Origin of the sequence: Mesorhizobium kowhaii, assembly GCF_042431665.1 — a bacterium.
GTDB lineage: Bacteria > Pseudomonadota > Alphaproteobacteria > Rhizobiales > Rhizobiaceae > Mesorhizobium > Mesorhizobium kowhaii.
Map to the genome: position 1 here is coordinate 754433 of NZ_JBHLYT010000053.1, position 26152 is coordinate 780584.

General features: G+C 61.9%; 26 protein-coding genes and 2 pseudogenes. 22 read left to right on the forward strand and 6 right to left on the reverse strand.

All coding sequences use genetic code 11. The annotated features are described in order from the left end of the window. Nucleotides 1-17 precede the first annotated feature (17 nt). The gene (locus ACFFNA_RS30865) at nt 18-152 is read left to right on the forward strand and encodes a hypothetical protein (RefSeq protein ID WP_378923605.1); all 135 of its coding nucleotides are present in this window, start codon (nt 18-20) and stop codon (nt 150-152) included. A 46-nt stretch (nt 153-198) separates the two neighbouring features. Beyond that, nucleotides 199-1005 (forward strand): DUF2189 domain-containing protein, encoded by an 807-nt coding sequence (locus ACFFNA_RS30870; RefSeq protein WP_378923606.1) that lies wholly within the window; start codon nt 199-201, stop codon nt 1003-1005. Here ACFFNA_RS30870 and ACFFNA_RS30875 read toward each other — a convergent pair. Next, a complete protein-coding gene (locus tag ACFFNA_RS30875; RefSeq protein ID WP_378923607.1) occupies nt 966-1157 on the reverse strand; it encodes a hypothetical protein in 192 nt (63 codons plus the stop codon). The two genes, ACFFNA_RS30870 and ACFFNA_RS30875, sit on opposite strands and share 40 nt — an antisense overlap. Before the next feature lie 12 nt (nt 1158-1169). On the opposite strand from ACFFNA_RS30875, the gene ACFFNA_RS30880 reads away from it, so the two are divergent. From ACFFNA_RS30880 to ACFFNA_RS30900, 5 genes are all read left to right on the forward strand, one after another. After that, on the forward strand, nt 1170-3305 hold the full coding sequence (locus ACFFNA_RS30880) for a cation-translocating P-type ATPase (RefSeq protein WP_378923608.1): 2136 nt from the start codon (nt 1170-1172) through the stop codon (nt 3303-3305). Beyond that, on the forward strand, nt 3302-3448 hold the full coding sequence (gene ccoS, locus ACFFNA_RS30885) for a cbb3-type cytochrome oxidase assembly protein CcoS (protein ID WP_378923609.1): 147 nt from the start codon (nt 3302-3304) through the stop codon (nt 3446-3448). The genes ACFFNA_RS30880 and ccoS overlap by 4 nt, the downstream gene beginning before the upstream one ends. 190 nt (nt 3449-3638) lie before the next feature. Beyond that, nucleotides 3639-4496 (forward strand): glycosyltransferase, encoded by an 858-nt coding sequence (locus tag ACFFNA_RS30890; RefSeq protein WP_378923610.1) that lies wholly within the window; start codon nt 3639-3641, stop codon nt 4494-4496. Beyond that, entirely contained in the window at nt 4493-5482 is a 990-nt protein-coding gene (locus tag ACFFNA_RS30895; protein ID WP_378923611.1) for a glycosyltransferase family 4 protein, read from the forward strand. The genes ACFFNA_RS30890 and ACFFNA_RS30895 overlap by 4 nt, the downstream gene beginning before the upstream one ends. Before the next feature lie 360 nt (nt 5483-5842). After that, nucleotides 5843-8071 (forward strand): mechanosensitive ion channel family protein, encoded by a 2229-nt coding sequence (locus ACFFNA_RS30900; protein WP_378923612.1) that lies wholly within the window; start codon nt 5843-5845, stop codon nt 8069-8071. A gap of 80 nt (nt 8072-8151) precedes the next feature. On the opposite strand, the pseudogene ACFFNA_RS30905 reads toward ACFFNA_RS30900, so the two are convergent. Both ACFFNA_RS30905 and ACFFNA_RS30910 read right to left on the reverse strand, forming a co-directional pair. Then, nucleotides 8152-8337 (reverse strand): annotated as a pseudogene (locus ACFFNA_RS30905) (DUF5615 family PIN-like protein); the annotation flags it as partial. A 156-nt stretch (nt 8338-8493) separates the two neighbouring features. Beyond that, a pseudogene (locus ACFFNA_RS30910) lies at nt 8494-8637 on the reverse strand (LysR family transcriptional regulator); the annotation flags it as partial. A gap of 110 nt (nt 8638-8747) precedes the next feature. Between ACFFNA_RS30910 and ACFFNA_RS30915 the strand changes: the two are divergent. The 14 genes from ACFFNA_RS30915 (at nt 8748) to nuoG (ending at nt 23140) form a co-directional block, all read left to right on the forward strand. Further along, entirely contained in the window at nt 8748-9248 is a 501-nt protein-coding gene (locus tag ACFFNA_RS30915; RefSeq protein ID WP_111547974.1) for an NADH-quinone oxidoreductase subunit J, read from the forward strand. Continuing rightward, nucleotides 9248-9550 carry an NADH-quinone oxidoreductase subunit NuoK gene (nuoK, locus tag ACFFNA_RS30920; RefSeq protein WP_111547973.1) on the forward strand — a complete coding sequence of 101 codons (303 nt, stop codon included), beginning with the start codon at nt 9248-9250 and terminating at the stop codon, nt 9548-9550. The genes ACFFNA_RS30915 and nuoK overlap by 1 nt, the downstream gene beginning before the upstream one ends. A gap of 3 nt (nt 9551-9553) precedes the next feature. Continuing rightward, nucleotides 9554-11008 (forward strand): monovalent cation/H+ antiporter subunit D family protein, encoded by a 1455-nt coding sequence (locus ACFFNA_RS30925; protein WP_378923613.1) that lies wholly within the window; start codon nt 9554-9556, stop codon nt 11006-11008. Further along, nucleotides 11005-11259: a hypothetical protein gene (locus ACFFNA_RS30930; protein ID WP_111547971.1), complete on the forward strand. Its 255-nt coding sequence runs from the start codon at nt 11005-11007 to the stop codon at nt 11257-11259. Before ACFFNA_RS30925 ends, ACFFNA_RS30930 begins: the two co-directional genes overlap by 4 nt. Continuing rightward, nucleotides 11252-13012, forward strand: a complete 1761-nt coding sequence (locus tag ACFFNA_RS30935; RefSeq protein ID WP_378923614.1) for a Na(+)/H(+) antiporter subunit D — start codon at nt 11252-11254, stop codon at nt 13010-13012. Before ACFFNA_RS30930 ends, ACFFNA_RS30935 begins: the two co-directional genes overlap by 8 nt. 8 nt (nt 13013-13020) lie before the next feature. Further along, nucleotides 13021-14496: an NADH-quinone oxidoreductase subunit M gene (locus ACFFNA_RS30940; protein WP_378923615.1), complete on the forward strand. Its 1476-nt coding sequence runs from the start codon at nt 13021-13023 to the stop codon at nt 14494-14496. Beyond that, complete coding sequence (locus ACFFNA_RS30945; RefSeq protein ID WP_378923616.1) at nt 14493-15932, forward strand: NADH-quinone oxidoreductase subunit N; 1440 nt, start codon at nt 14493-14495, stop codon at nt 15930-15932. The genes ACFFNA_RS30940 and ACFFNA_RS30945 overlap by 4 nt, the downstream gene beginning before the upstream one ends. 154 nt (nt 15933-16086) lie before the next feature. After that, nucleotides 16087-16452, forward strand: coding sequence for an NADH-quinone oxidoreductase subunit A (locus tag ACFFNA_RS30950; protein ID WP_111547967.1), 366 nt, complete (start codon nt 16087-16089; stop codon nt 16450-16452). Then, nucleotides 16440-16943 carry a NuoB/complex I 20 kDa subunit family protein gene (locus tag ACFFNA_RS30955; RefSeq protein WP_111547966.1) on the forward strand — a complete coding sequence of 168 codons (504 nt, stop codon included), beginning with the start codon at nt 16440-16442 and terminating at the stop codon, nt 16941-16943. The genes ACFFNA_RS30950 and ACFFNA_RS30955 overlap by 13 nt, the downstream gene beginning before the upstream one ends. Next, nucleotides 16940-17476 (forward strand): NADH-quinone oxidoreductase subunit C, encoded by a 537-nt coding sequence (locus ACFFNA_RS30960; RefSeq protein WP_378923617.1) that lies wholly within the window; start codon nt 16940-16942, stop codon nt 17474-17476. The genes ACFFNA_RS30955 and ACFFNA_RS30960 overlap by 4 nt, the downstream gene beginning before the upstream one ends. 28 nt (nt 17477-17504) lie before the next feature. Continuing rightward, nucleotides 17505-18719 (forward strand): NADH dehydrogenase (quinone) subunit D, encoded by a 1215-nt coding sequence (nuoD, locus tag ACFFNA_RS30965; RefSeq protein WP_111547964.1) that lies wholly within the window; start codon nt 17505-17507, stop codon nt 18717-18719. A 16-nt stretch (nt 18720-18735) separates the two neighbouring features. After that, on the forward strand, nt 18736-19248 hold the full coding sequence (gene nuoE, locus ACFFNA_RS30970) for an NADH-quinone oxidoreductase subunit NuoE (RefSeq protein WP_378923618.1): 513 nt from the start codon (nt 18736-18738) through the stop codon (nt 19246-19248). 4 nt (nt 19249-19252) lie between these two features. Further along, nucleotides 19253-20518: an NADH-quinone oxidoreductase subunit NuoF gene (nuoF, locus tag ACFFNA_RS30975; RefSeq protein WP_111547962.1), complete on the forward strand. Its 1266-nt coding sequence runs from the start codon at nt 19253-19255 to the stop codon at nt 20516-20518. A 33-nt stretch (nt 20519-20551) separates the two neighbouring features. Beyond that, nucleotides 20552-23140 carry an NADH-quinone oxidoreductase subunit NuoG gene (gene nuoG, locus ACFFNA_RS30980; RefSeq protein WP_378923619.1) on the forward strand — a complete coding sequence of 863 codons (2589 nt, stop codon included), beginning with the start codon at nt 20552-20554 and terminating at the stop codon, nt 23138-23140. A gap of 56 nt (nt 23141-23196) precedes the next feature. On the opposite strand, the gene ACFFNA_RS30985 is transcribed toward nuoG, so the two are convergent. From ACFFNA_RS30985 to nuoH, 3 genes are read right to left on the reverse strand one after another with little or no spacing between them, the layout of a single operon-like run. Next, nucleotides 23197-23637, reverse strand: coding sequence for a CBS domain-containing protein (locus tag ACFFNA_RS30985; protein WP_111547960.1), 441 nt, complete (start codon nt 23635-23637; stop codon nt 23197-23199). 45 nt (nt 23638-23682) lie between these two features. Then, nucleotides 23683-24249: an NADH-quinone oxidoreductase subunit I gene (locus tag ACFFNA_RS30990; RefSeq protein ID WP_111547959.1), complete on the reverse strand. Its 567-nt coding sequence runs from the start codon at nt 24247-24249 to the stop codon at nt 23683-23685. Nucleotides 24250-24279: 30 nt separating this feature from the next. Continuing rightward, the gene (gene nuoH / locus ACFFNA_RS30995) at nt 24280-25266 is read right to left on the reverse strand and encodes an NADH-quinone oxidoreductase subunit NuoH (RefSeq protein WP_111547958.1); all 987 of its coding nucleotides are present in this window, start codon (nt 25264-25266) and stop codon (nt 24280-24282) included. 378 nt (nt 25267-25644) lie between these two features. Here nuoH and ACFFNA_RS31000 point away from each other — a divergent pair, with 378 nt between their 5' ends. Further along, nucleotides 25645-26103 (forward strand): YbhB/YbcL family Raf kinase inhibitor-like protein, encoded by a 459-nt coding sequence (locus ACFFNA_RS31000; RefSeq protein ID WP_378923620.1) that lies wholly within the window; start codon nt 25645-25647, stop codon nt 26101-26103. Nucleotides 26104-26152 lie beyond the last annotated feature (49 nt).

A 26152-nucleotide genomic window follows, 5' to 3' on the forward strand; every position in this document is an offset into this window, starting at 1 on the left:
TTTTGGTCACCGCAGGATTGGCGCTGGTCGCCGCCGCCAATGTCCATCTGGTCTACGTGTCCTTCGCGTCGCAAGCCGACTGCGTGCCGCATCTGAAGGAACCCGGCGACCCCGCGAAGAACAGCTACGCCGCGGCCAGTTCGTCGTGCTGAAGGGCAAGATGCGCGGCACGACGAAACGACAGGAAGGATCATCGGAATGAGTGATCTCCATCTCGCCACTGACGAAGAATTCGTCCGCGTCGGGTCACGCAACCGCGGTCTCCCGGCCAATGCCGCGTTCGGTTGGCTGCGCGCCGGCTGGCACGATCTGATGACGACGCCGGCCCCCAGTCTCGCCTACGGGCTGGCGGTCTTTGCCGTGTCCGCGCTGATCGTCGGCGGCCTTTTCCTGTTTCGGCTCGACTACATCCTGTTTCCCGCTACCGCCGCCTTCATGGTGGTCGGCCCGCTTATAGCAGTCGGCCTCTATGAAAAAAGCCGGTCGCTGGAACAGGGCAGAGCCATCTCTCTTGCCAGGATGATCTTCGTGCGGCCGGCCTCTGGCGGCCAGATTCTCTTCGTCGGCTTCATCATGCTCGGCCTGGCGCTGCTGTGGATGCGTGCCGCGGTCATCATCTACGCCCTGTTCTTCGGCTGGCGGCCGTTTCCCGGGCTCGACCATCTTGCCCCGATGCTTTTCACCACCACTATCGGTTGGGCAATGCTGGCCGTCGGTACGGTGGTTGGCGGAGTGTTCGCCGCATTCTCCTTCGCCATCAGCGCCTTTTCGATTCCCATGCTGCTCGATCAACGAACGGACGCGTTTACCGCGATGGGCACCAGCATTTCGCTGGTCTGGAACAATCGCCCGGTGATGATCACCTGGGGCGCAATCGTACTGTTGCTGACCCTTCTTGGTCTTGGAACCGGGCTGATCGGATTGATTGTCACCTTTCCTCTGCTGGGGCATGCCACATGGCACGCCTACAGGACGATTTCGGTTGAGCCGAGGTTGAAGGAGTAGCGGTTATGAGCTGCTGCGCACCCGGGGCCGAGGCTGCCCTCGAGATCGGCCCAGCGGGCCGGGTTTCCAGTCCGCGCGAAGAGCTTTTGCTTGTCAGTCGCGATGTTGGTGGTGGCCTTTTTCAAACCGATCTGTCGGTGCCCGAAATCCATTGCGCATCCTGCATGGCCACAGTCGAACGCGCTCTCTCGGCCTTGCCCGGCGTCGAATATGCCCGAGCCAACCTTTCCATGAAACGGACCATCGTGAAATGGCGCCCCCGCGCCGACACGGCGCCCGATCTCATTGGCTCGCTAAGGGCTGCGGGCTACGAGTCGCATTTCTTCACTGCGGACGCCGACCAGCGTAGTCCCGAATATTCCCGGCTCATCAAAGCGCTCGCGGTCGCGGGCTTCTGCGCCATGAACATCATGCTGCTGTCGGTTTCGGTCTGGTCCGGAGCCGAAGGCGGAACCCGTCAAGCGTTCCACTGGATTTCCGCAGCGCTCGCCTTGCCTGCAATTGTCTATTCCGGGCGGATATTCTTTTCCTCGGCATGGGCAGCCTTGCGAAATGGCCGGACAAACATGGATGTGCCGATTTCCATCGGTGTGTTGATGGCGTTCGGGCTCAGCCTCTACGATACGATTCATGCTGGGCCGCATGCCTATTTCGACGCGGCGACATCGCTTTTGTTCTTTCTGCTGATCGGCCGCACCCTCGACCATTTGATGCGGGAAAAGGCGCGCTCGGCCGTGGCAGGGCTTGCGAGCCTCGCACCCAGGGGAGCGATCGTGGTGGATGCCGACGGCCGGCGCTATGTCCCAATTGCCGAGATCAGGCCGGGAACCTCCGTCATCATTGCCGCCGGCGACAGAGTCCCTGTCGACGGGGTTGTCACGAAAGGCGCTTCGGAACTCGATTGTTCGGTTGTCACCGGAGAATCGGCACCCAGGCCCGCCATTGTGGGAACCCTGGTCCAGGCCGGGCTTCTCAATCTGACGGGGCCGCTGACGATAAGAGCCGGAGCCGAGGCAAAGGATTCATTTCTGGCGGAAATGATCCGAATGATGGAAGCCGCCGAGGGCGGCAGAGCGCGCTATCGTATGCTGGCGGATCGTGCCTCGGCGCTCTATTCGCCGGTCGTGCATACCATCGCTTTGCTGTCTTTTCTGGGCTGGCTGTCCATCACCAGGGACTGGCATGCGTCGGTTTCGATTGCCATCGCCGTGCTGATCATAACGTGCCCGTGCGCGCTCGGTCTTGCCGTTCCGATCGTGCAGGTCGTCGCCGCCCGGCGCCTTTTCGAAAAAGGCGTGATGGTCAGGGATGGTTCTGCTCTCGAGCGCCTCGCCGGAGTCGACACTGTGCTGTTCGACAAGACTGGCACGCTGACGCTCGGCCAGCCACATCTCGTCAACAGCGCCAGCGTTGATCCCGGTGCGCTCGCGCTGGCGGCCCAAATGGCATCGGGCTCGAAGCATCCGATGTCCGTCGCAATTCTGGCTGCCGCATCGCCAGGCTCCCTTGGAGCCTCCCCGATGGACAGCCTCGCCGAATACCCCGGCCGCGGCCTCGAAGCCAGGATGGGAACCGCCGTCTACCGCCTAGGTCGACCGGACTGGGCGGTAGGCCGCAAAATGGCGGAAGGCACGGACGGCTGGCTTTCGGTGTCGCTGCTGGTCCAGAACGGGCAGCAGCTGGCGCGGCTGGTATTTGAAGACATCATGCGAGGCGGCGCGCGTCCGACGATCGAGCGACTGCGCCGGCAGGGCCTCAGTGTCGGGATCCTGTCCGGTGACCGCAGATCTGCGGTGGCAGACTTGGCTTCGAACCTCGGCATCGATGATTTCACGGCGGAAATGCTTCCATCCGACAAGGTTGACCGGATCGCGGCTCTCACCGCCGCCCACTCCAAGGTGCTGATGGTGGGAGACGGACTTAACGACGCGCCGGCTCTCGCGGCCGCGCATGTCTCCATGGCCCCTGCGACGGCGGCCGACGTGGGGCGCAATGCAGCCGACTTCGTGTTCCTGAAAGAAAGCCTTGCGAGCGTCGCGGACGCCTACGAGATTTCGCGCAATGCCGGAAAGCTCATCCGGCAGAATTTCGCCTTGGCAGTCGGCTACAACGCCATTGCGGTGCCTCTTGCCGTGTGCGGCTATGTCACTCCGCTCGTGGCGGCGGTTGCAATGTCGCTTTCGTCTGTCTTGGTGGTGGCCAATGCCCTGCGTTTGGGTCATGCCTCCCCTGGAAACCTGCCCGCCGGGCAAGTCGCATCCGTTCATCCAGACCTGCAGCCGATAGGCGCGGGATCATGAGTTACCTGACTGTCCTTGTGCCGGTCGCAGTCTTGATGGGGCTCGCCGGACTTGCGGCCTTCATGTGGACCCTGCGGTCCGGGCAGTATGACGACCTCGACGGCGCAGCGCAGAGAATCCTTCTGGATGACGACCTTGAGTGACAAGCTCAGAGCTCGGCCCAAGGGGCCGCTTTGCGCCATAAGCGGCCGTTTTGCCTGTTTCGGAACACGCATATTCCTGAGACTTGCGATCGCGACGGGAACCGCTATGAGCGCGTGTTGCACTTCCTTGGCATGGCCACTCTGATTCTTTAGGCTGAATCCGAAAGCACACGACGAAGGATTGAGGGACTTGGTCGATCTCGATACCCACATTGCAAATGCTGCGCTTGATCGTAGTTCCCCGCGAGTCGTCGCGGTTCTTACAACACGGAACGAACAACGGTTCGTCGCCGGATGTCTCGAGAACCTCTTTCGTCAAGGCGTGCAGGTCTACGTCTGCGACAATCAGTCGACGGACCGAACGCTTGAGATTGTCCAGCGCTACCGCGGGGCCGGATTGATAGGAGTCGAAAGCATCCCGCATAACGGCTGGTATTGCTGGGAGCACCTTCTTCGTCGCAAAGAGGAACTCTTTCAGTCGCTCGAAGCAGACTGGTTCATGCACCTTGACGCTGACGAGATCCACCTTCCGCCGACTTCGCACTCATCGTTGGTCTCCGCCATTGCGGCAGCCGACGCACTCGGCTGCAACGCGATCGAGTTTTCCGAGTTCACGTTCATTCCAACCCGGGAAGCCCCCAATCACGACAATCCCAATTATCAACACACGCTGCGCACCTACTACCCGTTCCGGCCGTCCTCCCCACACTGCGTCCGTGCGTACAAGAAACAGGACGGCCCCATGGAGATTGCGTGGTCAGGCGGTCATCGCGTACGCTTTGGGGGTCCGGTGAGGCTCTACCCCGAGCGTTTTCGCATGAAGCATTATCTGTTCCTGAGCGCAGAGCACGCCGCGCGCAAGTATGCTGGCCGCCGGTACCTGAGCGAGGAGGTCATTGATCTTGGTTGGCACGGATGGCGACCCCGCTTGCGATCAGAGGATATCCGGCTGCCGGACGCTACCCAGGTGCGCGCCACTGCGACGGACGACGATCTGGACGAGGCCAATCCATGGTCGGCGCACTGGCTTGAGCGGTACGCCTCGTGAGCGATGTACGCCTCCCCCGCATCCTGGCGATCGCGGACCGACCCGGCTGGGCGATCGATCGCAAGACCCAAAATCTCCGGCGCGTGCTGGAAAGAAGGTTCGAGATCGTCGAACGATTTCAGCATGATGTGACTGAGTCCGACGTGAACGCGGCGGACATCGTGCTCATCTTCTATTGGCTCCAAATCTCGAAACTGCCCCTGCCGGAATCGGCCCTCGCCCGGCGGTCTGACAGGCTGGTCATCGGGATCTGCAGCCACGCAGAGTTGGAGGGCGAATTCCGCGAGCGCGGGCTCGCTACCCTGAACCGGCTGGCACGCGCTGTCTTTGTCAATAATCGGCGGCTTGAACACGAATACGCTCCTCTACTGCGTGTTCCGGTCCACTACACGCCCAATGGAGTCGACACGACATTCTTTTGTCCGCCACAAGAACCACAACCCTGTTCTGGCGAACTCCGCGTCGGATGGGCGGGAAGTCTCGGCAACCATGGTCCGGCACATCGCGGCTTCCACGACGTCATCGAGCCCGCGGTCGCTGCCGTGCCGGGCGCGCGACTACTGACTGCCATTCGGGAGCAACACTGGCGTAGCCATGACGAGATGCTCGACTTCTATCGGGATCTCGACGTTTATGTCTGCGCCAGTCGCAGCGAAGGAACTCCCAATCCTTGCTTGGAGGCGGCGGCGTGCGGTGTCCCCGTGGTGACGACCCGTGTGGGAAACATGCCCGAGCTGATTCGGGATGGCGACAACGGGCTGTTCTTCGATGGAACTGCGGAGGGGCTTGCGAACAAGCTCGCCCTATTGCGGGGCACGCCATCGCTCCGGTCGCGGATGGCCGTCCGCATGATCGAGACGATCCGAGAGTGGGATTGGGGCGTGCAGGCGGAGAACTACGCGCACATGTTTGCCTCGTTGCTTACTGCAGGCGGAGCGGTCGGGCCTGTGAGATGTGCGGCTTCAGATGTGCCCTGCCAAACCTGACCTTTGTAGCGCCATTCGAGATTTCCCGGACCCTTGTTCTTCCATACCTCGCTCAGCAAGGATGACGAAGCGGCGCTGCGCAAGGCTATCGAGGCCTCGTAAGGGTGCCGTTCGCTATTCCGATGGTGGCGACGATCATTGTTCCCGCGCAGACGCTCGTCCCGGCGCAAACGGTCTGGCTCGGAACGATGACGTCTTGCACCGCAACATCGGTTTCTTCAAGGTAGGGCAACAACGGACATAGATGTCGTTGCTCGCCGATTTGACCGGAAGGTTAACAGCACGATGCCACTCATGATTCGACGATTGGGAACCAGGAACCTGGCGCGCCCGGCACGACGTCTCGGAGATCTGACTGCGATGTTTGTCCTGATTGCCAGGCCGATCGTCTTTGGGATTGCCCTCTTGTTGGCTGGTCCGGTGGCACAGGCGCAGGCGCCGGCGACCGTCCCGCCTGAAAGGGTCAAACAGCTGTTCGAGCTTCTCGACGATCCGTCAGTGAAGGCCTGGGTGGCCGAACAACGAAATCAGGACGCCGGATCAACGGGAGCGCCTGCCGAGGCAGGAGCTTCGCCGACCGACGCATCGTCCGGCGCCGTGGCCGCACCAGGCCAGATGAATACGATGGCATCCTCGACGCTCGATCGGATCAGGCATCATATCGAAAGAATCGTGCGAACTTTGCCCCTGCTGCCTGGCCAGTTCGCGCGCGTTCGGGCGGAGACCATGGAGGATATGTCCAGCAAAGGGGCTGCCGGCGTATTTATCCTGATTGCGATGTTCATCGCTGCCGGCCTGGCGCTCACTTGGGCAACGTACAAACTCACCCGTCCATTTCGTCTTTGGATTATCGCGCAACCGAGGGATACGCCCAATGGGCGAGCCAAGAAGATTGGTGGTCGCACGCTTTATTCCAGCATGCTGATCGTCTCGTTCGCACTGGGCAGCGCCGGCGCGTTCATGTTGTTCGACTGGCCAATGCTTATCCGCGAGATTGTGCTGACCTTTTTGATGGCGGCAGTCGTTACGTGGGGTGTGCGCATGTACGTCACAGCCATGCTCGTCCCTTCCTTCATGAACGTCGAGAACGCCGTCGAGGTTCGTAGTTTGCCGATCACCAACGAAGTGGCTGACCATTGGTCCTATTGGCTACCCCGGATCGTCGGCGTCTTCGCCTTCTTCGGCGCCGCGTTTATCCTCTTGCCGGGTCTCGGCATCGATCAGGACGGAATGATGGTCCTGTCACTGGGCGCCGATTTCGTGCTGCTGTTGCTCTTGCTGCTTGCCATTTGGCGTCGGCCAGGAACGCAGCGAGACGGTGCGCGCCAAAGCGGTCACACGGAAGCGACATGGCTATTGACTGCTTATTTCGTCGTCCTGTTCCTGCAGCGCATCGCCGGCCTCTATACATACTTCTGGTTTACCTTCGCCGCATTCTTCCTGCCTTTGGCAATCGTGCTGACGCGGCGCGGGGTTAATTTCGTTCTGCGGCCTGGTTCGGAAGATGTCGGCCGGCCTACGATCCCGGCAGTGACGATCGCTGTCATCGATCGCGGAATCCGGATGATTTTGATCCTAGCGGCGGCTTACTTTCTCGCGCGTGTCTGGGGTCTGAACATGCAATCCATGCGAGACAGCGACACGACGACCATGTTCATATTGCGCGGCTTGATCAATGTCATGGTCATTGCCCTCGCAGCCGATTTCGGCTGGTCGATCATCAAAGCTTTGATCGAACGAAAGCTGGGCATCGAAATGCCGCACGCGGTAATCGGCGACGAGGACGTCCCGACCCTCGATCCGCATCAGGCGCGGCTGCATACGCTCTTGCCGATCATCCAAAACATTCTGCTTGCATTGATCATCGTGATGGCAGTGCTGATGATGCTCGCCTCGATGGGTATCCAGATCGGCCCGCTGATCGCCGGCGCTGGCGTCGTCGGCGTCGCCGTGGGTTTTGGCGCACAAACCATCGTCAAGGACGTGATCTCAGGCGTGTTTTATCTGCTCGACGATGCGTTTCGCGTCGGCGAATATATTTCCTCGGGCAATTACAAGGGTACGGTGGAAAGCTTCTCATTGCGCTCGGTGAAGCTGCGCCACCATCGTGGTCCGCTGTTCACGATACCGTTCGGTGAACTCGGGGCAGTCCAGAACCAGAGCCGTGACTGGGTTGTCGACAAATTCAACATCACCGTTGGCTATGACACCGATATCGACTTCGCGCGCAAGCTGATCAAGCGGATCGGCCTCGAACTGGCGGAAGATCCCGAGTTCAAAAACTGGGTGCTCGAACCAATCAAGATGCAGGGCGTACAGGAGTTCGGCGAGTACGGCATCGTATTGAGGGTCAAGGCCACAACCCGACCCGGAGGCGCCTTCGGTATGAAACGCAAATTCTATGTACGCATCCGCCAAACCTTCAAGGAGCAGGGCATCGAACTCCCATTTCCGACCGTCCAGGTCCAGGGGCTACAGAACCCACATGGGGCAGAGAATGCGCCGTTGGAGATCACACCCGAGCTAAAAATGGCCGTCGCGCAGTCGCACACTATTCGGCGCAGAAAAAAAGCTAGCACAACGGAGTAGGAAAGCTGTGACACCTGCCGGTCACAGCGCGGCTTCCGCGCAGGGCCAAAAAAATCAGTGACTTAGGTAGTCGATAATTTCAGTTTTCTGAGGTCCTTGGCATTGTTTGTGACAAAGGTGAAATCCCCCTCGATGATGCCGGGCATCAGGCCCCAGTCGGTTTCGCCGCTCAGCCCGAGCCAGTTGACGTGGTTTGCTTCATGTCCCCTTTCCTGCGCTACCGCCACGAGGGACGTGTGCAAGCACTCGTCGATCAGAAACCTCACGCAGTCACGCGCGTCTTCGAACTGGTCGAAGGACGTGGGTCGCCCCTTCAAGACCATGCGCTTCGACGACTTTATTTTCACGCCCTGCTCGGAGAGCTTCTTGGGCCGCCCGCGCACCGGATGAGCGCCCACCCTGCCTGGCAAACCGTTTAATGTCAGCGCCTCTTCCAAGCCTAGTGTTTGTTGGGCAACAGCTCCCTGAGTGACACCCAACTCTTCCGAGGCAACCCGGAAATTGAGCTGGCGCGCTGCGCTCTCGAATATGCGTAGTGAGCTTAGCGTAGCGCCAAACCACGACAATCTTGAGAAAAATCCGAGACTAGGGCACTATCCGTGAACGGAAGTGGACAGCTATCTCAAGTCCGGCCCTGTCGCGTCGCGTGACAGTTCGTGTCGGAGGAGCGGCGTCGATGGATCAGGGGTTCTTTCTTCTGTTCGCTGCGGCGTCCGTAGTCGCAGCTCTGACTTTGGTCCTGGCGCGCAATCCGGTTCACAGCGCATTGGCGCTGATGGCGTGTTTTCTGCAGATATCGGCGATCTTCGTCTTGCTCGAGGCGCCGTTGCTCGCAGTCATCCAAATTTTCGTCTATGTCGGCGCGATCATGGTCCTGTTCCTATTCGTGATCATGATGATCGATGTGCGCGAAGCGGTGTTGCAGCGGTTCTTGCCGGGCAGCAACCTGCCTGTTCTGGTGCTGCTCGTCCTGCTTGGGGTCGAGATGCTTGTACTGGTGCTCAGGAGCGACCGTTTTTCGGTCGCCGAGCCCGTCGCAATGCGCACCGGCGGTGAGGTCAGGCAACTCAGCACGACGCTTTTTGCTGACTATCTCCTGCCGTTTGAAGTCGCCTCCATCATCCTGCTGGCGGCCCTGGTAGGTGCCATCGTGCTGGCGCGTAAGGAGCCGCGGTGATGGTGCCGCTCTGGTGGTATATCGTGCTCGGAGTGGCCCTGTTCGTGATCGGAGCGGCGGGCGTACTGCTCAGACGCAATATCCTGGTCGTGCTGATGTCGCTGGAACTGCTGCTCAACTCGGTCAACGTCAATTTCATCGCTTTCGGACATTACTACGACGACTACCGCGGGCAGATTTTCGCCATTTTCGTCATCGCGATCACTGCGGCGGAGGTTGCCGTTGCCCTCGGCATCTTGGTCGCCCTCGCGAGGAACAAGTCCACTCTCAAGGTCGACGAAGTGAGCATGATGAAAGGATAGCCGGTGATATCGATCCGGCCGCTGCTTGCCGTTGCCGTCGCACTTCTGGCGGCCCTTGCAGTTCTCCTTCTAAACAAGCGCGTGAAGCTCCGCGATGCCGTCTCGCCGTTGGCCGCGACGGCCATGTTCGCAATTGTCGCCTCGATGGCGCCCACGGTGCTGGCGGGCGGGACAGTCGATTTGCGCCTGTTCGAGATTCTGCCGGGGATCGACTTCGCTTTCCGTGTCGATGCGCTCGGCATGGTGTTTGCCACCGTCTCGTCGCTGCTGTGGATCGTGGCGTCGATCTATTCCATCGGCTACATGCGGCACTTGAATGAGCATGCGCAGACCCGATTCTTCGCCTGCTTCGCCGCCAGCCTCGCCGCCGCCGCCGGGGGCGCCTTTGCCGCCAATCTGTTCACGTTGGTGATCTTCTACGAGGTGCTGAGCCTCGTTACCTATCCGCTTGTCTACCACCACGAGGACGAGGAGGGATGGACGGGCAGCCGCAAATACCTCGTCTATTTGATGGGCGCGTCGAAAAGCGTGCTTCTGGCCGCGCTGGCGTTAACTTACAGCATTGCGGGGTCACTCGACTTTGTACCGGGGGGGCTGTTGGCGGGGGTCGACGCCTCGGCGCCGCTGCTGACCGTCGTCTATTTCTGCTATCTCTTCGGCTTCGCCAAGGCCGCGGTGATGCCGATGCACGCCTGGCTGCCTGCCGCGATGGTGGCGCCGACACCGGTTAGCGCGCTCTTGCATGCGGTGGCCGTCGTCAAGATGGGTGTGTTCTGCGTGCTGCGCGTCGTGTTCCACGTCTTCGGCGCAGGGCTGGTGGGCGGGCTGGGGCTCGGCATCGCCACGGCCTATGTGGTCTCGTTCACGATCCTGATGGCGTCCATCTACGCCCTGACGCGGGACGACCTGAAGGCACGGCTCGCCTATTCGACGGTCAGCCAACTCTCCTACATCGTGCTGGGCGCGGTTCTGCTGTCGCCCGCCGCGATGGTCGGCGGGATCATCCACATCGCGGCGCATGCATTCTCGAAGATCACGCTCTTTTTCTGTGCCGGGTCGATCTACTGCGCATCTGGCAAGCGGAACATTAGCGATATGGCCGGCATCGGCCGCAGGCTGCCCTGGACGATGGGGGCGTTCTTCGTCGGCTCGCTCAGCATGATCGGGGTGCCGCCGACTGCGGGCTTCATCAGCAAGTGGTATCTGGCGCTCGGCTCGGTGGAGGCCGGCGAGACCCCGTTCCTTATCGTGCTCCTGGCAAGTTCGGTCCTGAACGCCGCCTATTTCCTCCCGATCAGCTATGTCGCCTTCTTCGGGACGGAGGCGCAGGAGAGCCCGGCGACCGTTCGTGAAATTCCGATGTTGACGATCCCGCTGGTCGCGACCGCCATCCTGTCGGTGGCGATGGGCATCTTCCCGGACTATTTTCTCGCCCTAGCGGAAAGAGTCGTCAGATGATCAAGCGCGTCGTCGATTTCTTTGGCGATGAGAGACATGCGAAAAAGCGTCGCCGGCTATTTTATCTGGTGCTCGTCCTGATCGTCATCGCCGACTTTCTGGTCTTCCGCGAACACGCCGAATACCTGTGGGAGCGGTTGCCTGGCTGGTCTGCCCTCTACGGCTTCGGCTCCTGCGTGCTTCTGATCTTCGTGTCCAAGTTTCTTGGCCATCAGTGCGGGCTGATGCGGCGCGAGGACTATTATGACTGACTTCGTCCACCCCGGCCTGCTGTTCATTCTCGGCGCGTTGCCGATCCCCATCCTGAAAGGGTCTGTCCGCAAGGCCTATGTGCTGCTGATCCCAACGCTGGCGATCTTGGCCGTGCTGACGATGCATCCTGGCAGCTACGGCGCGGCGCAGTTCATCGGGCAGCAAATCATGATCGCGAAGGTCGACAAGCTGAGTGTCCTCTTCGCCACCGTTTTCAGCATCATGGCATTGATCGGCACGGTCTATGCGTTGCATCTGACGCACGCAGCCCAGCATGTGGCGGCGTTCGTCTACGTCGGCAGCGCGCTCGGGGTAGTGTTCGCCGGCGACTACCTGACCCTGTTCCTGTTCTGGGAGGGTATGACGTTTGCCTCTGCCTACCTGGTCTTTGCCCAGCGCAGCGAGCAGGCGCTCCGCGCAGGGTTCCGCTACCTCATGGTCCATATCACGGGCAGCGTTGCCCTGCTCGGCGGCATCATTCTCCATGGGTTCGCCACCGGTTCGGTGCTCTTTGGCCCGATCGAGGACGGGCTTGGCTTCGCCACCTGCCTGATCCTTGCCGGGTTCCTACTCAACGCCGCGGTGCCGCCACTCAACGCCTGGCTGACCGACGCCTACCCGGAAGCGACAGTCACCGGGGCCGTATTCATGAGCGCCTTCACCACGAAGACCGCCGTCTATGTGCTGGCGCGGGCGTTTCCGGGGACCGATCTTCTTGTCTGGCTCGGCACGGTGATGGCGCTTTACGGCGTTGTCTACGCGGTGCTGGAGAACGATTGCCGGCGGCTCTTGGCCTATCACATCGTCAGCCAGGTGGGCTACATGGTGGTGGGCATCGGCATCGGGACCGAGATGGCGGTGAACGGCGCCGTCAGCCATGCCTTCGCGCATATCCTTTACAAGGCGCTCCTCTTCATGGGCGCGGGGGCGGTGATCCACGTCACCGGGCGGCGCAAGCTCACCGAACTCGGAGGGCTCTACAAAACCATGCCGGTAACCCTTGCGCTCTACATGGTTGGCGCCTTGGCGATCTCGGCATTCCCGTTCTTCTCAGGCTTCGTCACCAAGTCGATGGTGGTGGCCGCCGCCGGACAGGATCATCGCGCGCTGGTGGTGCTGGCGCTGACAATGGCGTCGTCAGGGACGTTCCTGCACACCGGGCTCAAGCTCCCGTACTACATGTTTTTCGGCACGGACCAAGGGCTGCAAGCGCGAGAACCGCCGCGCAACATGCTGGTTGCGATGGGTATGGCAGCGGTGCTCTGCATTGCGATCGGGGTGTTCCCCCAGACGCTCTACGCGCTTCTGCCCCATCCGGTCGACTTCGATCCCTACACCGGCGTCCATATCACCGAGAGCCTCGGCGTGCTGATGTTCACCGCCTTGGGCTTCGTCATCTTCCTCAGAGCGCTCGACCCAGAGAATACGATCAGCATCGATACCGACTGGTTCTACCGCATGGGCGCGCGGCGCTTCATGTGGCTCGCCGAAAAACCGCTGGCGCGCTACGAGAAGGCGGTGAGTGACGTGTCCGAGACCGCGGCGCTGCCCTTTCTGCACGGGATGGCACGGGCAGGACTGCGGATCGATCTGCGCGGCGTGGACGCCTTCGTGAACGCCGTCGCTCGCGCGATCCTGCGCGGCGGTGGGGCGCTGCGGCGGCTCCAGAGCGGCGTCGTGACCCATTACGCGCTGGCGATGATCGCTGGTGTGATCGCGGCTATCGCCGTATTCGCTGTGGCGTGGCGGTAGGGGGCGCGATGACGATCCCTTTGCTTAGCCTCATCGTGTTCACGCCAGCCGTCGGGGCAGCGGCGCTGATGTTTGTCCGCAACGACGATGTGGTGCGGTGGATGGCACTGGGTGTCACTGTCCTCGACTTCGTGCTTTGCATCGCCATGCTCGGCGGCTTTGACACCTCTACCCACGAAATGCAGTTCACCGAGACGCGCCCGTGGGTGCCGGCGCTAGGGATCACCTACTCACTTGGCATCGACGGGATCAGCGCACCCTTCGTGTTCCTGACCGCGCTGTTGGGCTGGATCAGCGTGCTTGCCTCGTGGGTTGCGATCGACCGCAAGGTGAAAGAGTTCATGGTCAGCCTGCTGGCCATGCAGGCGCTGATGCTGGGCGTGTTCTGCGCACTGGACCTGTTCCTGTTCTACGTCTTCTGGGAGGCGATGCTGATCCCGATGTATCTGATCATCGGCGTCTGGGGTGGCGACGGCCGGGTCTATGCAGCTTTCAAGTTCTTCCTCTACACACTGGCAGGCAGCCTCATGTTCCTGATCGGTGTCATCGTGCTCTATTTCCACGGTGGCGAGACCTTCGACATCCGCACCCTGATGGCGCAGGATTTGCCCCTGCAGGTCCAGTCATGGCTGTTCTTCGCCTTCCTGATCGCCTTCGCGGTCAAGGTTCCGATGGTCCCGGTCCATACTTGGCTGCCGGACGCCCATGTGCAGGCACCGACGGCCGGCAGCATCATCCTCGCCGCCGTGCTCCTGAAGATGGGCGCCTACGGGTTCCTGCGGTTCTCGCTGCCAATTCTGCCGGAGGCGTCGGTGCATTATTCGACGCTGATGCTGGTCCTTTCGGCGGTCGCTATCGTCTATGGCGGGTTGCTCGCCTTGGCGCAGGACGATCTGAAGAAGCTGGTGGCCTATTCCAGCATCAGCCACATGGGCTTGGTGACGCTGGGGATTTTCACGCTGAACCTCCGTGGGCTCGAGGGCGGCATCCTGCAGATGTTCAATCATGGCGTAACGACGGGCGCGTTGTTCCTGTCTGTGGGCCTTATCTACGAGCGGACCCATACCCGCAGCATCGCGGATTATGGCGGGCTGATGAAGGCGGCGCCGGTCTATACAGCGTTTCTTGCACTATTCACCCTGTCGTCGATGGCTCTGCCGGGAACGAATTCGTTCGTTGGCGAGTTGCTGGTGCTGTCAGGCGCGTTCGCAGCCAACCTCGCTGTCGGCGCTGCCGCCGTTCTAGGGGCCTTGCTGGGAGCAGCCTATCTGCTTGGCATGTATAGGAAAGTCGCGCTTGGTCCGGCCAGCATCGGCGTGCGGTTCAAGATCCGCGACGTGAACGCCCGCGAGATGGCGGCGATCCTGCCGCTAGCCGTCTTCGTTCTTTGGGTCGGGCTCTATCCGAAGCCCTTTCTCGAAATCATCGACGCCTCGGTCAAGCATCTACTAGCGCAGGTGCACGGTAAGGGGGGCGCCCAATGACCGCCGCCGCGCTTTTCCAGTCGATTCTGGCGAGCCTGCCCGAGATCGTCGTGGTTACCGGGGCCTGCATCCTGCTGATCCTGGGGCAGTTGGTGCGGAAGGGGCAGCAACAATTCCTTGTCTGGGCTTCAATCGCGGTCGTGCTGATTGCCGCCCTGGGGACACTCATGCTTGCGGGCGAGGTGCGGCCGGCCTACTCGGGCATGTTCGTCGCCGACCGCTTCGCGGTCTTCTTCAAGGTCGTGTTCTACCTGGTCACAGTTCTGACATTCCTTCTTTCGCGAAAATATGCCGAGATCGAAGGGATCGGGAGCAGTGAATACTATGTACTGCTGCTCTTGGCGCTTTCGGGTATGATGATCATGGCCTCGGCGACCGACCTCCTGTCGATCTATGTAGGCCTCGAATTGATGGTGCTCTGCACTTATGTGCTGACCGGCTTCCTGCGGCAGCAGCAGCGGTCGAACGAAGCGGCGCTGAAATACGTGATCCTTGGCGGGGTCTCGACCGGGATTTTCCTTTACGGCGTTTCGCTGATCTACGGGCTCACCGGCACGACGCAGTTGGACGAGATGGCTGCGGCGGTGACCGGTGATCCGCTCGATCCCGGATTGCTCCTGGCTGTGGTTTTTATCGTCGCGGGGCTGGTATTCAAGGTCGGCGCGGTGCCGTTCCATATGTGGGTGCCGGACGTCTATGAGGGCGCGCCGACGACGATCACCGCCTTCATGTCGGTGGGACCCAAGGCAGCAGGGTTCGCCGTGATCCTGCGGGTGTTCCTCAACCCACTGGTCGCCGCCTCGAACGTCTGGATCATCGTCGCCGTCATTGCAGCAGTGACGATGGCGCTCGGCAGTTTCGTGGCGCTGGTGCAGGACAATTTCAAGCGCCTCTTGGCCTATTCCAGCATCGCCCATGCCGGGTTCGCCATGTTCGGCGTGGCGGCCGGCGGTGCGGACGGCGCCGCCAGCGTGATGCTCTATTTGCTGATCTATGCGTTCATGAATCTCGGCATCTTCGGTATCGTCATCATGATGCGGAACGGCGATTTCTCGGGCGAGGTCATCGAGCACTACGCTGGTTTCGCCAAATCGCATCGCGGACTGGCGCTTCTGATGCTGCTTTATCTGTTCTCATTGGCCGGAATTCCGCCAACAGCCGGGTTCTTCGCCAAGTTCTACGTGCTGGTCGCCCTCGTCGAGCGTGGTTTCGTCATGCTGGCGGTGATCGCAGTGCTGCTGAGCGCCGTTGCCGCCTACTTCTACATCCGTATCGTGATGGTGATCTACATGCGCGAGCCGGAGGGCGCGTTCGACCCGGCGCTGACGCCCGCGGTCGCCGCCACACTCGCCTTCACCGCTGCCGGCACCATCGGCATCGGCCTATTTCCGGCGTGGTTTCTGAGGCTTGCGCAACATGCCGCAGTTGGCGGCTGATCGATTGGATTTGCAATGATCCGGCTGACGGAATACTCTGGCCGTGCAAGAAAGGAATGCCCAAGTCGCTTTCGAGGGCGCCCGCATCACCGGTCCCAAAGGGGTCGGTAGCGGCCAGAGCAGAGCCCTCGGTAGGTGACCGGGGCTACGCGACGTGACCGGAATGGAGTTCCTGCCGGTTCTTTTCATGGTTGCCGGAATTGTTCTGGTGGCGATGGTTACGCTTTTTGTCTCCTCGCTACTGCGCCGATCCAATCCCTATCCCGCGAAGAACATGCCCTATGAATGCGGCATGGACCCGGCGGGCGAAGCCGCCGGAGGCCGCTTCAGGGTGCAGTTCTTCATCATCGCGATCCTATTTGTCGTCTTCGATGTCGAGACGATGTTCCTCTTTCCCTGGGCCGTTGTCCTGAAACAGATCGGGTTGGTCGGCTATGTCGAGATGTTCGTCTTCATATTGCTGCTTCTCGTGGGCTTCGCCTACGCCTGGCTGAAGGGGGCGCTAGAATGGGAGGCGTAAACAACGCGATCCGCGACAGCGTGCTGTTCACCACGGCCGACAGCCTGATCAGCTGGAGCCGAAGGTCGGCGCTATGGCCCGAAACCTTCGGCATTGCCTGCTGCGCCATCGAGATGATCTCGGCGGGGTGTGCCCGCTACGATCTCGACCGCTTCGGTGTGGTGTTCCGGCCTTCGCCGCGCCAGTCCGACGTGATGATCATCGCCGGCACCATAACGCGGAAATTCGCGCCCGTGGTGCGCCGGCTCTATGACCAGATGCCGGAACCGCGCTGGGTCATCGCCATGGGCACCTGCGCCATCTCGGGCGGGGTCTACAACACCTATGCCGTGGTGCAGGGGGCGGAGACCTTCGTGCCAGTGGACGTGCATGTGCCCGGCTGCCCGCCGCGGCCCGAGGCGCTGATGCACGGCTTCCTTCTGCTTCAGGAGAAGATCAAGAAATCCAGGGCGTTGGCCGGGACGCCTCTGGACCGGGTCGCGGTGCCATGAGCGTGGAGACGTCCCTCATCCGCACCCTGATCGCGGAGCGTTTCGGGGGGGCAATCGAGGAGCTTGGCTTCTCGCATGGGGTTCACGCTTTCGCCGCTCCGCCTGACACGATCGTCCAGCTTTGCCGGTTCCTGAAGGAACACCCGGCGCTGCGGTTCGATTTCCTGTCCGACATCTGCGGGGTCGATCACTACCCCGAAGCACCGCGCTACGAGGCGGTGTACCATCTCTTTTCGCTGCCGAACAAATGGCGCGTGCGGATCAAGTGCCGCCTCCGCGATCCTCCGCGGATCCCGTCGGTGACGGGGGTCTGGCGCACCGCCAACTGGCATGAGCGCGAGGCCTGGGACATGTACGGGATCAGGTTCGAAGGCCACCCCGACCTGCGCCGGATCTATATGTGGGAAGGGTTCGAGGGCTTCCCGCAGCGCAAGGACTTTCCGCTGCGAGGCTACAAGGACAAGCTGAACCCGTTTGGCGCCGAAGGCCCACCGCCGACGCAGCCCGACCTTGCCACCAAGGACATTCCATAGGGAGGCTGTTCCACACCGAGGACTTGAGATGACCGAAGTCACGGAACTGAGCTGGCCGGAAGCCGATGCGCCCCACACCAAGGAGGTGCTTCTCAACCTCGGCCCGCAGCATCCCAGCACGCATGGGGTGCTGCGGCTCGTCCTCGAGTTGGATGGCGAATATGTCGCGCGCGTGGACCCGCATATCGGCTACCTGCACCGCGGCACAGAGAAACTGGCAGAGAGCTTCACCTACACCCAGATCTTCCCGCTAACCGACCGGCTCGACTACCTCTGCCCGCCCTCGAACAATCTGGCCTTCGCACTGGCTGTGGAGAAGCTCCTGGGCATCGAAGCCCCGATCCGCGCGCAATATATCCGCGTGCTGATGGCCGAACTGGCACGGATCTCCGGTCATCTTCTGATCACCGGCGCCCTCCCGCTGGACCTGGGCGCCATGACCGCGCTCCTTTACGCCATGCGCGAGCGCGAAATGATCATGGACTTGTTGGAGATGATCAGCGGGGCGCGGATGCACACCTCCTTCTGCCGGGTCGGCGGTGTGCGCGAGGATCTGCCCGACGGGTTCTTCCCCAAGATCCGGGAGTTCTGCGACATCTTCCCGAACCGGATCCGCGACTATGAACGGCTGGTCGATAACAACCGCGTGTTCCTGAAGCGAACGCAAGGGATCGGCGTGATCTCCGCCGCGGACGGCATCGATCTGGGACTGAGCGGCCCGAACCTGCGCGCCTCGGGCGTCGACTGGGACATCCGCCGCGACGAGCCCTATGAGATCTACGACCGGCTCGCGTTCAACGTTATTACCCGAGATGAAGGCGATTGCTACGCACGCTGGCGATGCCGCGTCGACGAAATGCGCGAGAGCGTCCGGATCATCGAGCAATGCCTCGACCAGATGCCCGATGGGCCGTTCCAGATCGACATGCCGACAATCGCCTTCCCGGTGGACAAGGATCGGGTGCACTGCTCGATGGAGGCGCTGATCCAGCATTTCGACCTGTCGGCCTATGGCTTCAAGGTGCCTAAGGGCGAGGTCTACTCGGCGATCGAGGCGCCAAAGGGCGAGCTCGGCTTCTACATCATCAGCGACGGGTCGCCAAAACCGTTCCGCATGAAGGTCCGGGCACCTTCGTTCGTCAACCTTCAGGCACTGTTCGGGGTCACCAACGCGCGCTACCTGGCGGACATGATCGCCGTGCTCGGCAGCCTCGACCCCGTGATGGCGGAGGTGGACAAGTAGCAGGGAATTGGACGCGATGACCATGCGCGAAAAGATCGAAGAGGCGGCGTCGCGGTATCCCGACCAGCGCTCGGCCATCATGCCCGCGCTTCTGATCGCGCAGAGGGAACATGGCCATCTGCCCGGCCCGGTGCTGGAAGAGGTCGCCGACATCCTCGGCGTCGAGCGTATCTGGGTCTACGAACTGGCGACCTTCTACACACTTTTCCATACCGAGCCGGTCGGCATTTTCCACCTGCAGCTCTGCGACAACGTCTCTTGCATGCTGTGCCGATCCGAGGACCTGCTGAGACACCTGGAGGAGGTGCTCGGCATCAAGAAGGGCGGCACGACGCCGGACGGGCTGTTCACGCTTTCGACCGTCGAATGCCTCGGCGCTTGCGAGATGGCCCCCGTGATGCAGGTCGGCGACGACTATCACGGCGACCTCGACATCGCTCGGATCGACGCGCTCCTGGACAGGCTGCGCGCGACGATGCGGCAGGCGACTGGCGCCGATCTCGTCGCCCCAGGACCGCCGGGAGAATAGCGCCATGTTCGAACCCGTCCTTCTCAAGAACTTGGACGTGCCGGATGGCCATCTGCTCGCGACCTATGAGGCCGGCGGCGGCTACCGGGCGCTGGCCAAGGCGCTGCGGGAGCACACACCCGACGAGATCATCGACCTCGTCAAGAAATCCAACCTGCGCGGACGCGGCGGAGCCGGATTCCCCACGGGCATGAAATGGAGCTTCGTGCCCAAGCGTACCGGCAAGCCGAAATACCTGTGCTGCAACGCCGATGAAGGCGAGCCGGGCACCTTCAAGGACCGGATCATCATGGAGCGTGACCCACACCAACTGATCGAGGGCATGGCGATCAGCGCCTACGCGATAGGGGCGGAAACCGCCTATGTCTACATCCGCGGGGAGTACACGCTGGCGATCGCGCGGCTGGAGCAGGCGATCGCTGAGGCCCATGCGAAGGGTTATCTGGGAACACGGATTCTGGGCTCGGATTTCAGCTTCGTCGTGCACATCCATTGCGGCGCCGGCGCCTATATCTGCGGCGAGGAGACCGCGATGCTCGACTCGCTCGAAGGCAAGCGGGCGCAGCCGCGTCTGAAACCGCCGTTCCCGGCGGTCGAAGGGCTTTACGCCAGCCCGACCGTGATCAACAACGTCGAGACGCTGGCCTGCGTCCCGCATATCGTGGTGCGAGGGGCCGACTGGTTCCGCGGCATCGGCCCGGACAAGAGCCCCGGCCCGAAGCTCTATTGCCTCAGCGGACAGGTGCGGAAACCGGGCCTTTACGAGCTGCCGATGGGGATACCGCTGCGCGAACTGGTCTGTGACTATGCCGGCGGGCCGCTGCCGGGGCGCAAGCTCAAGGCGGTGATCCCAGGCGGGGTCTCGGCGCCGCTGATCCCGGAACGCGGGCTGGACGTCGGGATGGACTTCGACTCGCTGGCCGCCGCTGGCTCGATGCTCGGCTCGGCCGGGGTGATCGTGATCGACGACTCGACCTGCATTGTCAAAGTCGCCACCCGGATCATCGAGTTCTTCCATCACGAGTCCTGCGGCAAGTGCACCCCCTGCCGCGAAGGGTTGAACTGGGTCGTCAAGGTGCTGCGCCGGGTCGAGGCGGGCCAGGGCGCGCCGGGCGACCTGGAACAGTTGGCGGAGCTCTGCAAGGGCATTTTCGGCAACACGTTCTGCGCTCTGGGCGACGGCGCGGCGATGGGCCTGCGGGCGGCACTGGCGCATTTCGAGGATGAATTCGTCGCGCATATCGAGGAGCGGAGGTGTCTGTTTCACTGAGGAGGACGCAGCGAGAGGACCGCGAGGAAAGCCATGGTTAGCGTGACAATCGATGAACGAATGCTGGAAGTGGAGGCGGGCTCTACGGTGCTGCAGGCCGCCGAGCGTTTGGGCATCGACATCCCGACCTTCTGCTATCTGAAGCGGCTGCCGGCGCTGGCCTCCTGCCGCATGTGCCTGGTGGAGATTGAGGGACAGCGGCGGCTACAGCCTTCTTGCGCCACCGCGGTCACCGACGGCATGGTGGTGCGGACGAACACGCAGTTGATCGACGAAACACGCTCTTCCATGCTCGACATGCTGCTCGCCAACCACCCTCTCGACTGCCCGATCTGCGACAAGGGTGGCGAGTGCGAGCTGCAAGACATGGTGATGGCATACGGGCCCCGCACAAGCCGGTTCCGCGATGCCAAGCGCGTGTTCCACTCCGAGGACATCCGTCTCAGCCCGGTCATCATCATGAACGTCAACCGCTGCATCCAGTGCCAGCGCTGCGTCCGGATGTGCGAAGAAGTCGTCGGCGCGGTCGCCTTGGGCACCGTTGAAAAAGGCATGGATACCGCCGTCACTGGCTTCGAGGGCAGTCTCGCGAGTTGCGATCAATGCGGCAATTGCGTCGAGGTCTGCCCGGTCGGCGCGCTGATGAGCTTCCCCTATCGCTACAAGGCGCGGCCCTGGGATCTGGTCGAGACCGACACGGTCTGCCCGCATTGCGGCACCGGCTGCCAATTAACCGTCGGCGCGCGCAAGGGCGAATTCATGCGGGTCCGCTCGAAGGTGGAGCACGGCATAAACCGCGAAACGCTCTGCGTGCGCGGGCGCTTCGGCCTCGACTTCGTCGGCAGTCAGGACCGGATCAAGCGGCCGATGATCCGTCGTGACGGGGCCCTGGTTCCGGTTTCCTGGGACGAAGCCGGGGACTACCTCCGCCGGCGGCTGTCGGCCGTCGCCAGCAAGGCCGCGGGCGGGCTGGCCTCGCCGCGCCTGCCCAACGAGGTGCTTTATCAGTTCCAGAAGCTGATGCGGACGGCATTCCGGACCAACAATATCGACTGCTCCTCGCGCTGGTCCACGCCCTTTGATGCGCTCGGCCCGTTGGTGGCCGCCTTCTACACCCGCGCGCCGCTGGAGGAGGTGATCGGCAACGACTGTGTGCTCGTCGTCGGTGGCAACGTGACGGACGAAAACCCAGTCACCGAATATCTGCTGCGAGACTGTGCACGGCGGCGACAGACCGGCTTACTCATGCTCTCGGCGCGGCCATCCCGCCTGGACGCCGATGCGCGGGCGGTCGTTCGCGTGCCGCCGGGCGGTGAGGCTCAGGGCCTTGCCGCGGTGGTGAGCGCACTGGGGGCGGCTGGTCAGGCATTGCCGGGCGATGTTTTTGCGGACATGGGCGCGAAAACCGGCCGGCCGGCAGCGGCCACCGACAGTGACGGTCCGGACCGTCTGGCCGCGGCGCTGCTGGAAGGCCGCAGCGTCACCGTGCTTGTCAGCGCTGACCTCTTGAGATCGCCCCAAGCGCGCGCGACGTTGTACCAGCTCAACAACCTTTTGCAGGTTCTGCGCGCACTCGGCAAGGGCCTGGCGATGCAGTTCCTGTTCGACCGTGCCAACCAACTGGGTGCCTGGGACATGGGCGTTCTGCCGACGGCGCTGCCGGGGCTGTGGGCGCTCGCCAATGATGCGGCGCGCGCAACTCTCGAACGAGCCTGGGGCGTCGAAATCCCGTCTGAACCGGGCGTGGATTTCGACGCCATGCTGGAGCTCTGTGACAGGAAGCGAATGGGTGCGCTCTATATCGTCGGAAGCGACCCCCTGATGTCCTATCCCGACCGGGGATTCGTGCAGCGGGCGCTTCGTGCCGCCGATCTCTTGATCGTGCAGGACGCGTTCCTCACGGATACGGCGGGCCTGGCGGATGTCGTGCTGCCCGCGGCGAGTTATGGCGAGGAATCCGGCACGTTCACCAACAACGAAGGCCGCACCCAGAAGGTCTGCAAGTTCCGCGAACCCGCCCTCGAGGCGCGGGACAATCTGGCGATATTCGACTTCGTAGCGGCGCTTCGCGGCCAGGCGTTGCGGCCGTCGATCCAAGGCGAAATCTTCGGCGAGATCGCCCAGCTGGTTCCGGCCTACGAAGGATTGACGCAGGACGGGCTTGGCGCCGACGGAGCTTTCACGAAGGCGGCCCTTGCGCCACCGGTTGGCGAGTTCTTCGCCCTCCCGCCTGCCCCCATTGCAGCCGACCGGCTCATACTGGTTACCGGCAACTGCCTGTTCCACAACGGATATCTTTCCGAGCGCTCAAAGATCCTGAATACGGTCGCGGATGACCCGTATGTCGAGATGAGCGCGCCGGATGCAACGCAGCTTGGCCTTGCGGATGGCGATCAGGTGGTCGTGCGGTCCGCCCAGGGCGAACTGACGGCGAAGCTCAAGGTCAACAAGCGTTTTCCCAGGGGCCTCGTGTTCGTTCCCGAGAACTACAGATCCCTGCGTCTCAACAGCCTGATGCGGCGGGGCGAATACCCATGTCCGGTGGAAGTTGAAATGGCGCACGCCGCTTTCGAGATCGCCACTGTCGCCGTGGCCGAGGCGCGGCCTGACAATCCGATCTGAGGCTTCACGGGTTCCCTGTGCAGCCTGCCCTGATCCTGCGCCTTGAGCCGGTGTCGTCAGTGATAGCCGGTCCCGGCAATGTAATCGTGCAGCACTTGCTCGTTGCTCATCAGTTCGTCGAGCCGGTGCTTGACCACGTCGCCGATGCTCACCACGCCGACAGTAGCGTTGCCATCCATGACCAGCACATGGCGCGTACGCCGTTTGGTCATGGTCGCCATCACCGACGGCAGCAAATCCTGTGTCGAACAGGTCGCCACACTGCGGTTCATGATGTCGGCGACCCGCATCAAGGGCGCCTCGGTTCCGTATTCAGCCACCGCATTGCAGCAGTCCCGCTCCGAAAGCGTGCCCAGGCATTGCCCGGGGAAACGGCTGACGACCACGAAGCCGATGTTGTTCTCCCGAAACAGCCGTAGCACTTCCACCATCGTCTGACTTGGAGTGACCGAGATGACCTCGGGAGCCTTGGTCTTCAAGATATGGCAGACCAGCATTTGAGCCTCCTGTCTGCGCGCTCCGGCTTGCCAGCTGGCGCGCCTTCACGTTCGTCGGATATTCCGCCACCAGTTGTACCCCTGCGGCTCGCTCGTCTCGACCAGCACGTCCTGCTCGGTGTTCAGACGTGCAGCGACCACGCCGCCGCCGGTCATCGCCTTGCCCGGTTTGCCGAGCAGATCGTCGCGCCCGATCACTAGGTCACGCGAGGAAAAACTCGAGAACTCGTACTGTTGGCCAAGCGCGATCGCGTCGGCCGGACAGGCGTCTTCACACAGCCCGCAGAATAGGCACCGGGCCATGTCGATCTCGAATTTTGCCGGGCGTCGGTTGCCCTTCTCGTCCTCGTAGGGGATGACTTCGATGCAGTAGCAGGGACAAATCCGCGCGCAGAGTTCGCAGGCCACGCATTTGATCTCGCCCTCTTCGTCACGCTTCAGGAAGTGATGCCCGCGGTAACGCGAATAGGGCAACCATTTTTCCTTGTCAGGATACTGCATGGTCACGGATTTGGAGAACATGTACCCGAAGGTCAGCGCCAAGCCGTTCGCCAGATCGGCGAAGAACGCCCAGCCGATCCATGTTCCAATTCTGTCCAGTGCGCGCGACATCGTCGCCCCGCTGCGGAGCCGCTACGGCCCCTAAAGGAAAGCAACACCGGTTATGATTATGTTCGCCATTGACAGAGGAAGCAAGACTTTCCAACCGATCGCCATCAGTTGGTCGTAGCGATAGCGCGGGAAAGTGAAGCGGAACCAGATAAACACATAGACGAAGAACGCGACCTTGAGCACGAACCAGACGAGCGGTGGCAACGGGACCAGCACGCCGTTCCAGCCGCCGAAGAACAGGATCACCGCCAGGACCGACGTCAAAAGCATGATGGCGTATTCACTGACCATGAAGAACGCAAAGCGGATACCGCTGTATTCGGTATGGAACCCGGCCCCCAGGTCGCCTTCCGCTTCCGCCAGGTCGAAGGGAATGCGCTGGGATTCGGCCAGCCCAGCGACGAAGAACACGAAGAACCCGACCGGTTGGTAGACGATGTTCCAGACATTGGCTTGCGCCCGCACGATGTCGAGCAGGCTCATGGATTGCGCCAGCATGACCACGCCGATGACCGCGAACCCCATCGGGATCTCGTAGCTGATCATCTGCGCGCAGGTCCTGAGACTGCCCAGAACAGCGTATTTGCTGTTCGCTGCCCAGCCTCCGAAGATGACGCCATAGACCTCGATCCCGATCACCGCGAAGACGAAAAGCAGCGCGACGTTCATGTTGGAGACGTAGAGAGTGATCTCGGTGCCGAGGACCGATACGGATTCGCCAAAGGGGACCGCGACGAACACCACGAAGGGCGGGGCGAGTGCCAGGATTGGCGCCAGTTTGAACAGGAAGCGGTCGGCCTCGGCAGGGATGTGGTCCTCTTTGGTCAAGAGCTTGACCCCGTCCGCCACCGGCTGCAGCAGCCCATGCCATCCCACACGCATCGGCCCCATCCTCTGCTGCATGCGCCCCGCGATCTTGCGTTCCAGCCAGGTCAGCGGCAAGGGCAGCAGCAGCAGGATCGCAATCAGCAACGCGACCTTGAAGACGATCAGCCCAAGAGCAACGACGAGTTCCATGATCCGAGGCCACTCGTTCAACGGGACGAGACCCGCGACCCGATTAGCACTGCGCAGTGGTCAGGCTGCGCGGGCGTGGCAATTGCCAACGGTGGCGCAACCTGTGCAATGATATCACAGCCTTGCCATCGCTGGCTACGATCCGTGCGGCGCGGCGCGGCGCGGCGCTTAGCCGGGACGGCAAGGCGAAGCGAACTGCCATTCAATATTGTCTCGTACATTTTCGATAGAGCGCTTATCCTCGCGCCCGATCAACCGTGAAGCTCGTGTCGGAATGCAGCCTCAAGGCGACGCCCGCGCTTCCTACCAGTTTTGCCTGGCACCTGGCGTTTTGGGACTGAGTGTTGCGCGGCGCGGCAACAGCGTAAGGGGCGACCTATGCAGCTCAGTTCAAGCAGCTTTGCGAACGGTACGACGATCCCGCGGCGCTTCACTTGCGACGGTGAGGATCGTTCCCCTCCCCTCGGTTGGACTGGCGCTCCAGCCGGAACCGGCAGCTTTGTCCTTCTCTGCGATGATCCAGACGATCCGGCGAAGATCTGGCATCACTGGGCGGCCTATGACATTGCGGCCGATTGTGTAGGGTTGGCCGAAGGCGCCGCCCAGCACGCTGGCAAGCAAGGCTTCAAGCAGGCAACCAACGATTTCCGGCGACCAGGTTACGGTGGTCCCTGCCCGCCGCATCGCCACGGCCGACACCGCTATCACTTCCGGTTGCTTGCGCTGTCGATCAAGCACCTGCCGCCCGGCAACGACCGATCGTGTCAGGCGGTCGAACGAGAAGCGCGCAAGCATCTCCTCGCCGAGGCGGTTCTCGTCGGAGTATATGAGCGATGATGGTCTTCGCTCGTGTGAATTCTGGCAATTGAGGAAGGCCTGCGGGTCA

What these genes read in the sequence shown, in the direction of transcription:
- ACFFNA_RS30870 (WP_378923606.1), top strand. Translation starts at nt 199, where the DNA reads ATGAGTGATCTCCATCTCGCCACTGACGAAGAATTCGTCCGCGTCGGG.
- ACFFNA_RS30875 (WP_378923607.1), bottom strand. Translation starts at nt 1,157, where the DNA reads ATGGATTTCGGGCACCGACAGATCGGTTTGAAAAAGGCCACCACCAAC.
- ACFFNA_RS30880 (WP_378923608.1), top strand. Translation starts at nt 1,170, where the DNA reads ATGGCCACAGTCGAACGCGCTCTCTCGGCCTTGCCCGGCGTCGAATAT.
- ccoS (WP_378923609.1), top strand. Translation starts at nt 3,302, where the DNA reads ATGAGTTACCTGACTGTCCTTGTGCCGGTCGCAGTCTTGATGGGGCTC.
- ACFFNA_RS30900 (WP_378923612.1), top strand. Translation starts at nt 5,843, where the DNA reads ATGTTTGTCCTGATTGCCAGGCCGATCGTCTTTGGGATTGCCCTCTTG.
- ACFFNA_RS30915 (WP_111547974.1), top strand. Translation starts at nt 8,748, where the DNA reads ATGGATCAGGGGTTCTTTCTTCTGTTCGCTGCGGCGTCCGTAGTCGCA.
- nuoK (WP_111547973.1), top strand. Translation starts at nt 9,248, where the DNA reads ATGGTGCCGCTCTGGTGGTATATCGTGCTCGGAGTGGCCCTGTTCGTG.
- ACFFNA_RS30930 (WP_111547971.1), top strand. Translation starts at nt 11,005, where the DNA reads ATGATCAAGCGCGTCGTCGATTTCTTTGGCGATGAGAGACATGCGAAA.
- ACFFNA_RS30935 (WP_378923614.1), top strand. Translation starts at nt 11,252, where the DNA reads ATGACTGACTTCGTCCACCCCGGCCTGCTGTTCATTCTCGGCGCGTTG.
- ACFFNA_RS30940 (WP_378923615.1), top strand. Translation starts at nt 13,021, where the DNA reads ATGACGATCCCTTTGCTTAGCCTCATCGTGTTCACGCCAGCCGTCGGG.
- ACFFNA_RS30945 (WP_378923616.1), top strand. Translation starts at nt 14,493, where the DNA reads ATGACCGCCGCCGCGCTTTTCCAGTCGATTCTGGCGAGCCTGCCCGAG.
- ACFFNA_RS30955 (WP_111547966.1), top strand. Translation starts at nt 16,440, where the DNA reads ATGGGAGGCGTAAACAACGCGATCCGCGACAGCGTGCTGTTCACCACG.
- ACFFNA_RS30960 (WP_378923617.1), top strand. Translation starts at nt 16,940, where the DNA reads ATGAGCGTGGAGACGTCCCTCATCCGCACCCTGATCGCGGAGCGTTTC.
- nuoD (WP_111547964.1), top strand. Translation starts at nt 17,505, where the DNA reads ATGACCGAAGTCACGGAACTGAGCTGGCCGGAAGCCGATGCGCCCCAC.
- nuoE (WP_378923618.1), top strand. Translation starts at nt 18,736, where the DNA reads ATGACCATGCGCGAAAAGATCGAAGAGGCGGCGTCGCGGTATCCCGAC.
- nuoF (WP_111547962.1), top strand. Translation starts at nt 19,253, where the DNA reads ATGTTCGAACCCGTCCTTCTCAAGAACTTGGACGTGCCGGATGGCCAT.
- nuoG (WP_378923619.1), top strand. Translation starts at nt 20,552, where the DNA reads ATGGTTAGCGTGACAATCGATGAACGAATGCTGGAAGTGGAGGCGGGC.
- ACFFNA_RS30985 (WP_111547960.1), bottom strand. Translation starts at nt 23,637, where the DNA reads ATGCTGGTCTGCCATATCTTGAAGACCAAGGCTCCCGAGGTCATCTCG.
- ACFFNA_RS30990 (WP_111547959.1), bottom strand. Translation starts at nt 24,249, where the DNA reads ATGTCGCGCGCACTGGACAGAATTGGAACATGGATCGGCTGGGCGTTC.
- nuoH (WP_111547958.1), bottom strand. Translation starts at nt 25,266, where the DNA reads ATGGAACTCGTCGTTGCTCTTGGGCTGATCGTCTTCAAGGTCGCGTTG.
- ACFFNA_RS31000 (WP_378923620.1), top strand. Translation starts at nt 25,645, where the DNA reads ATGCAGCTCAGTTCAAGCAGCTTTGCGAACGGTACGACGATCCCGCGG.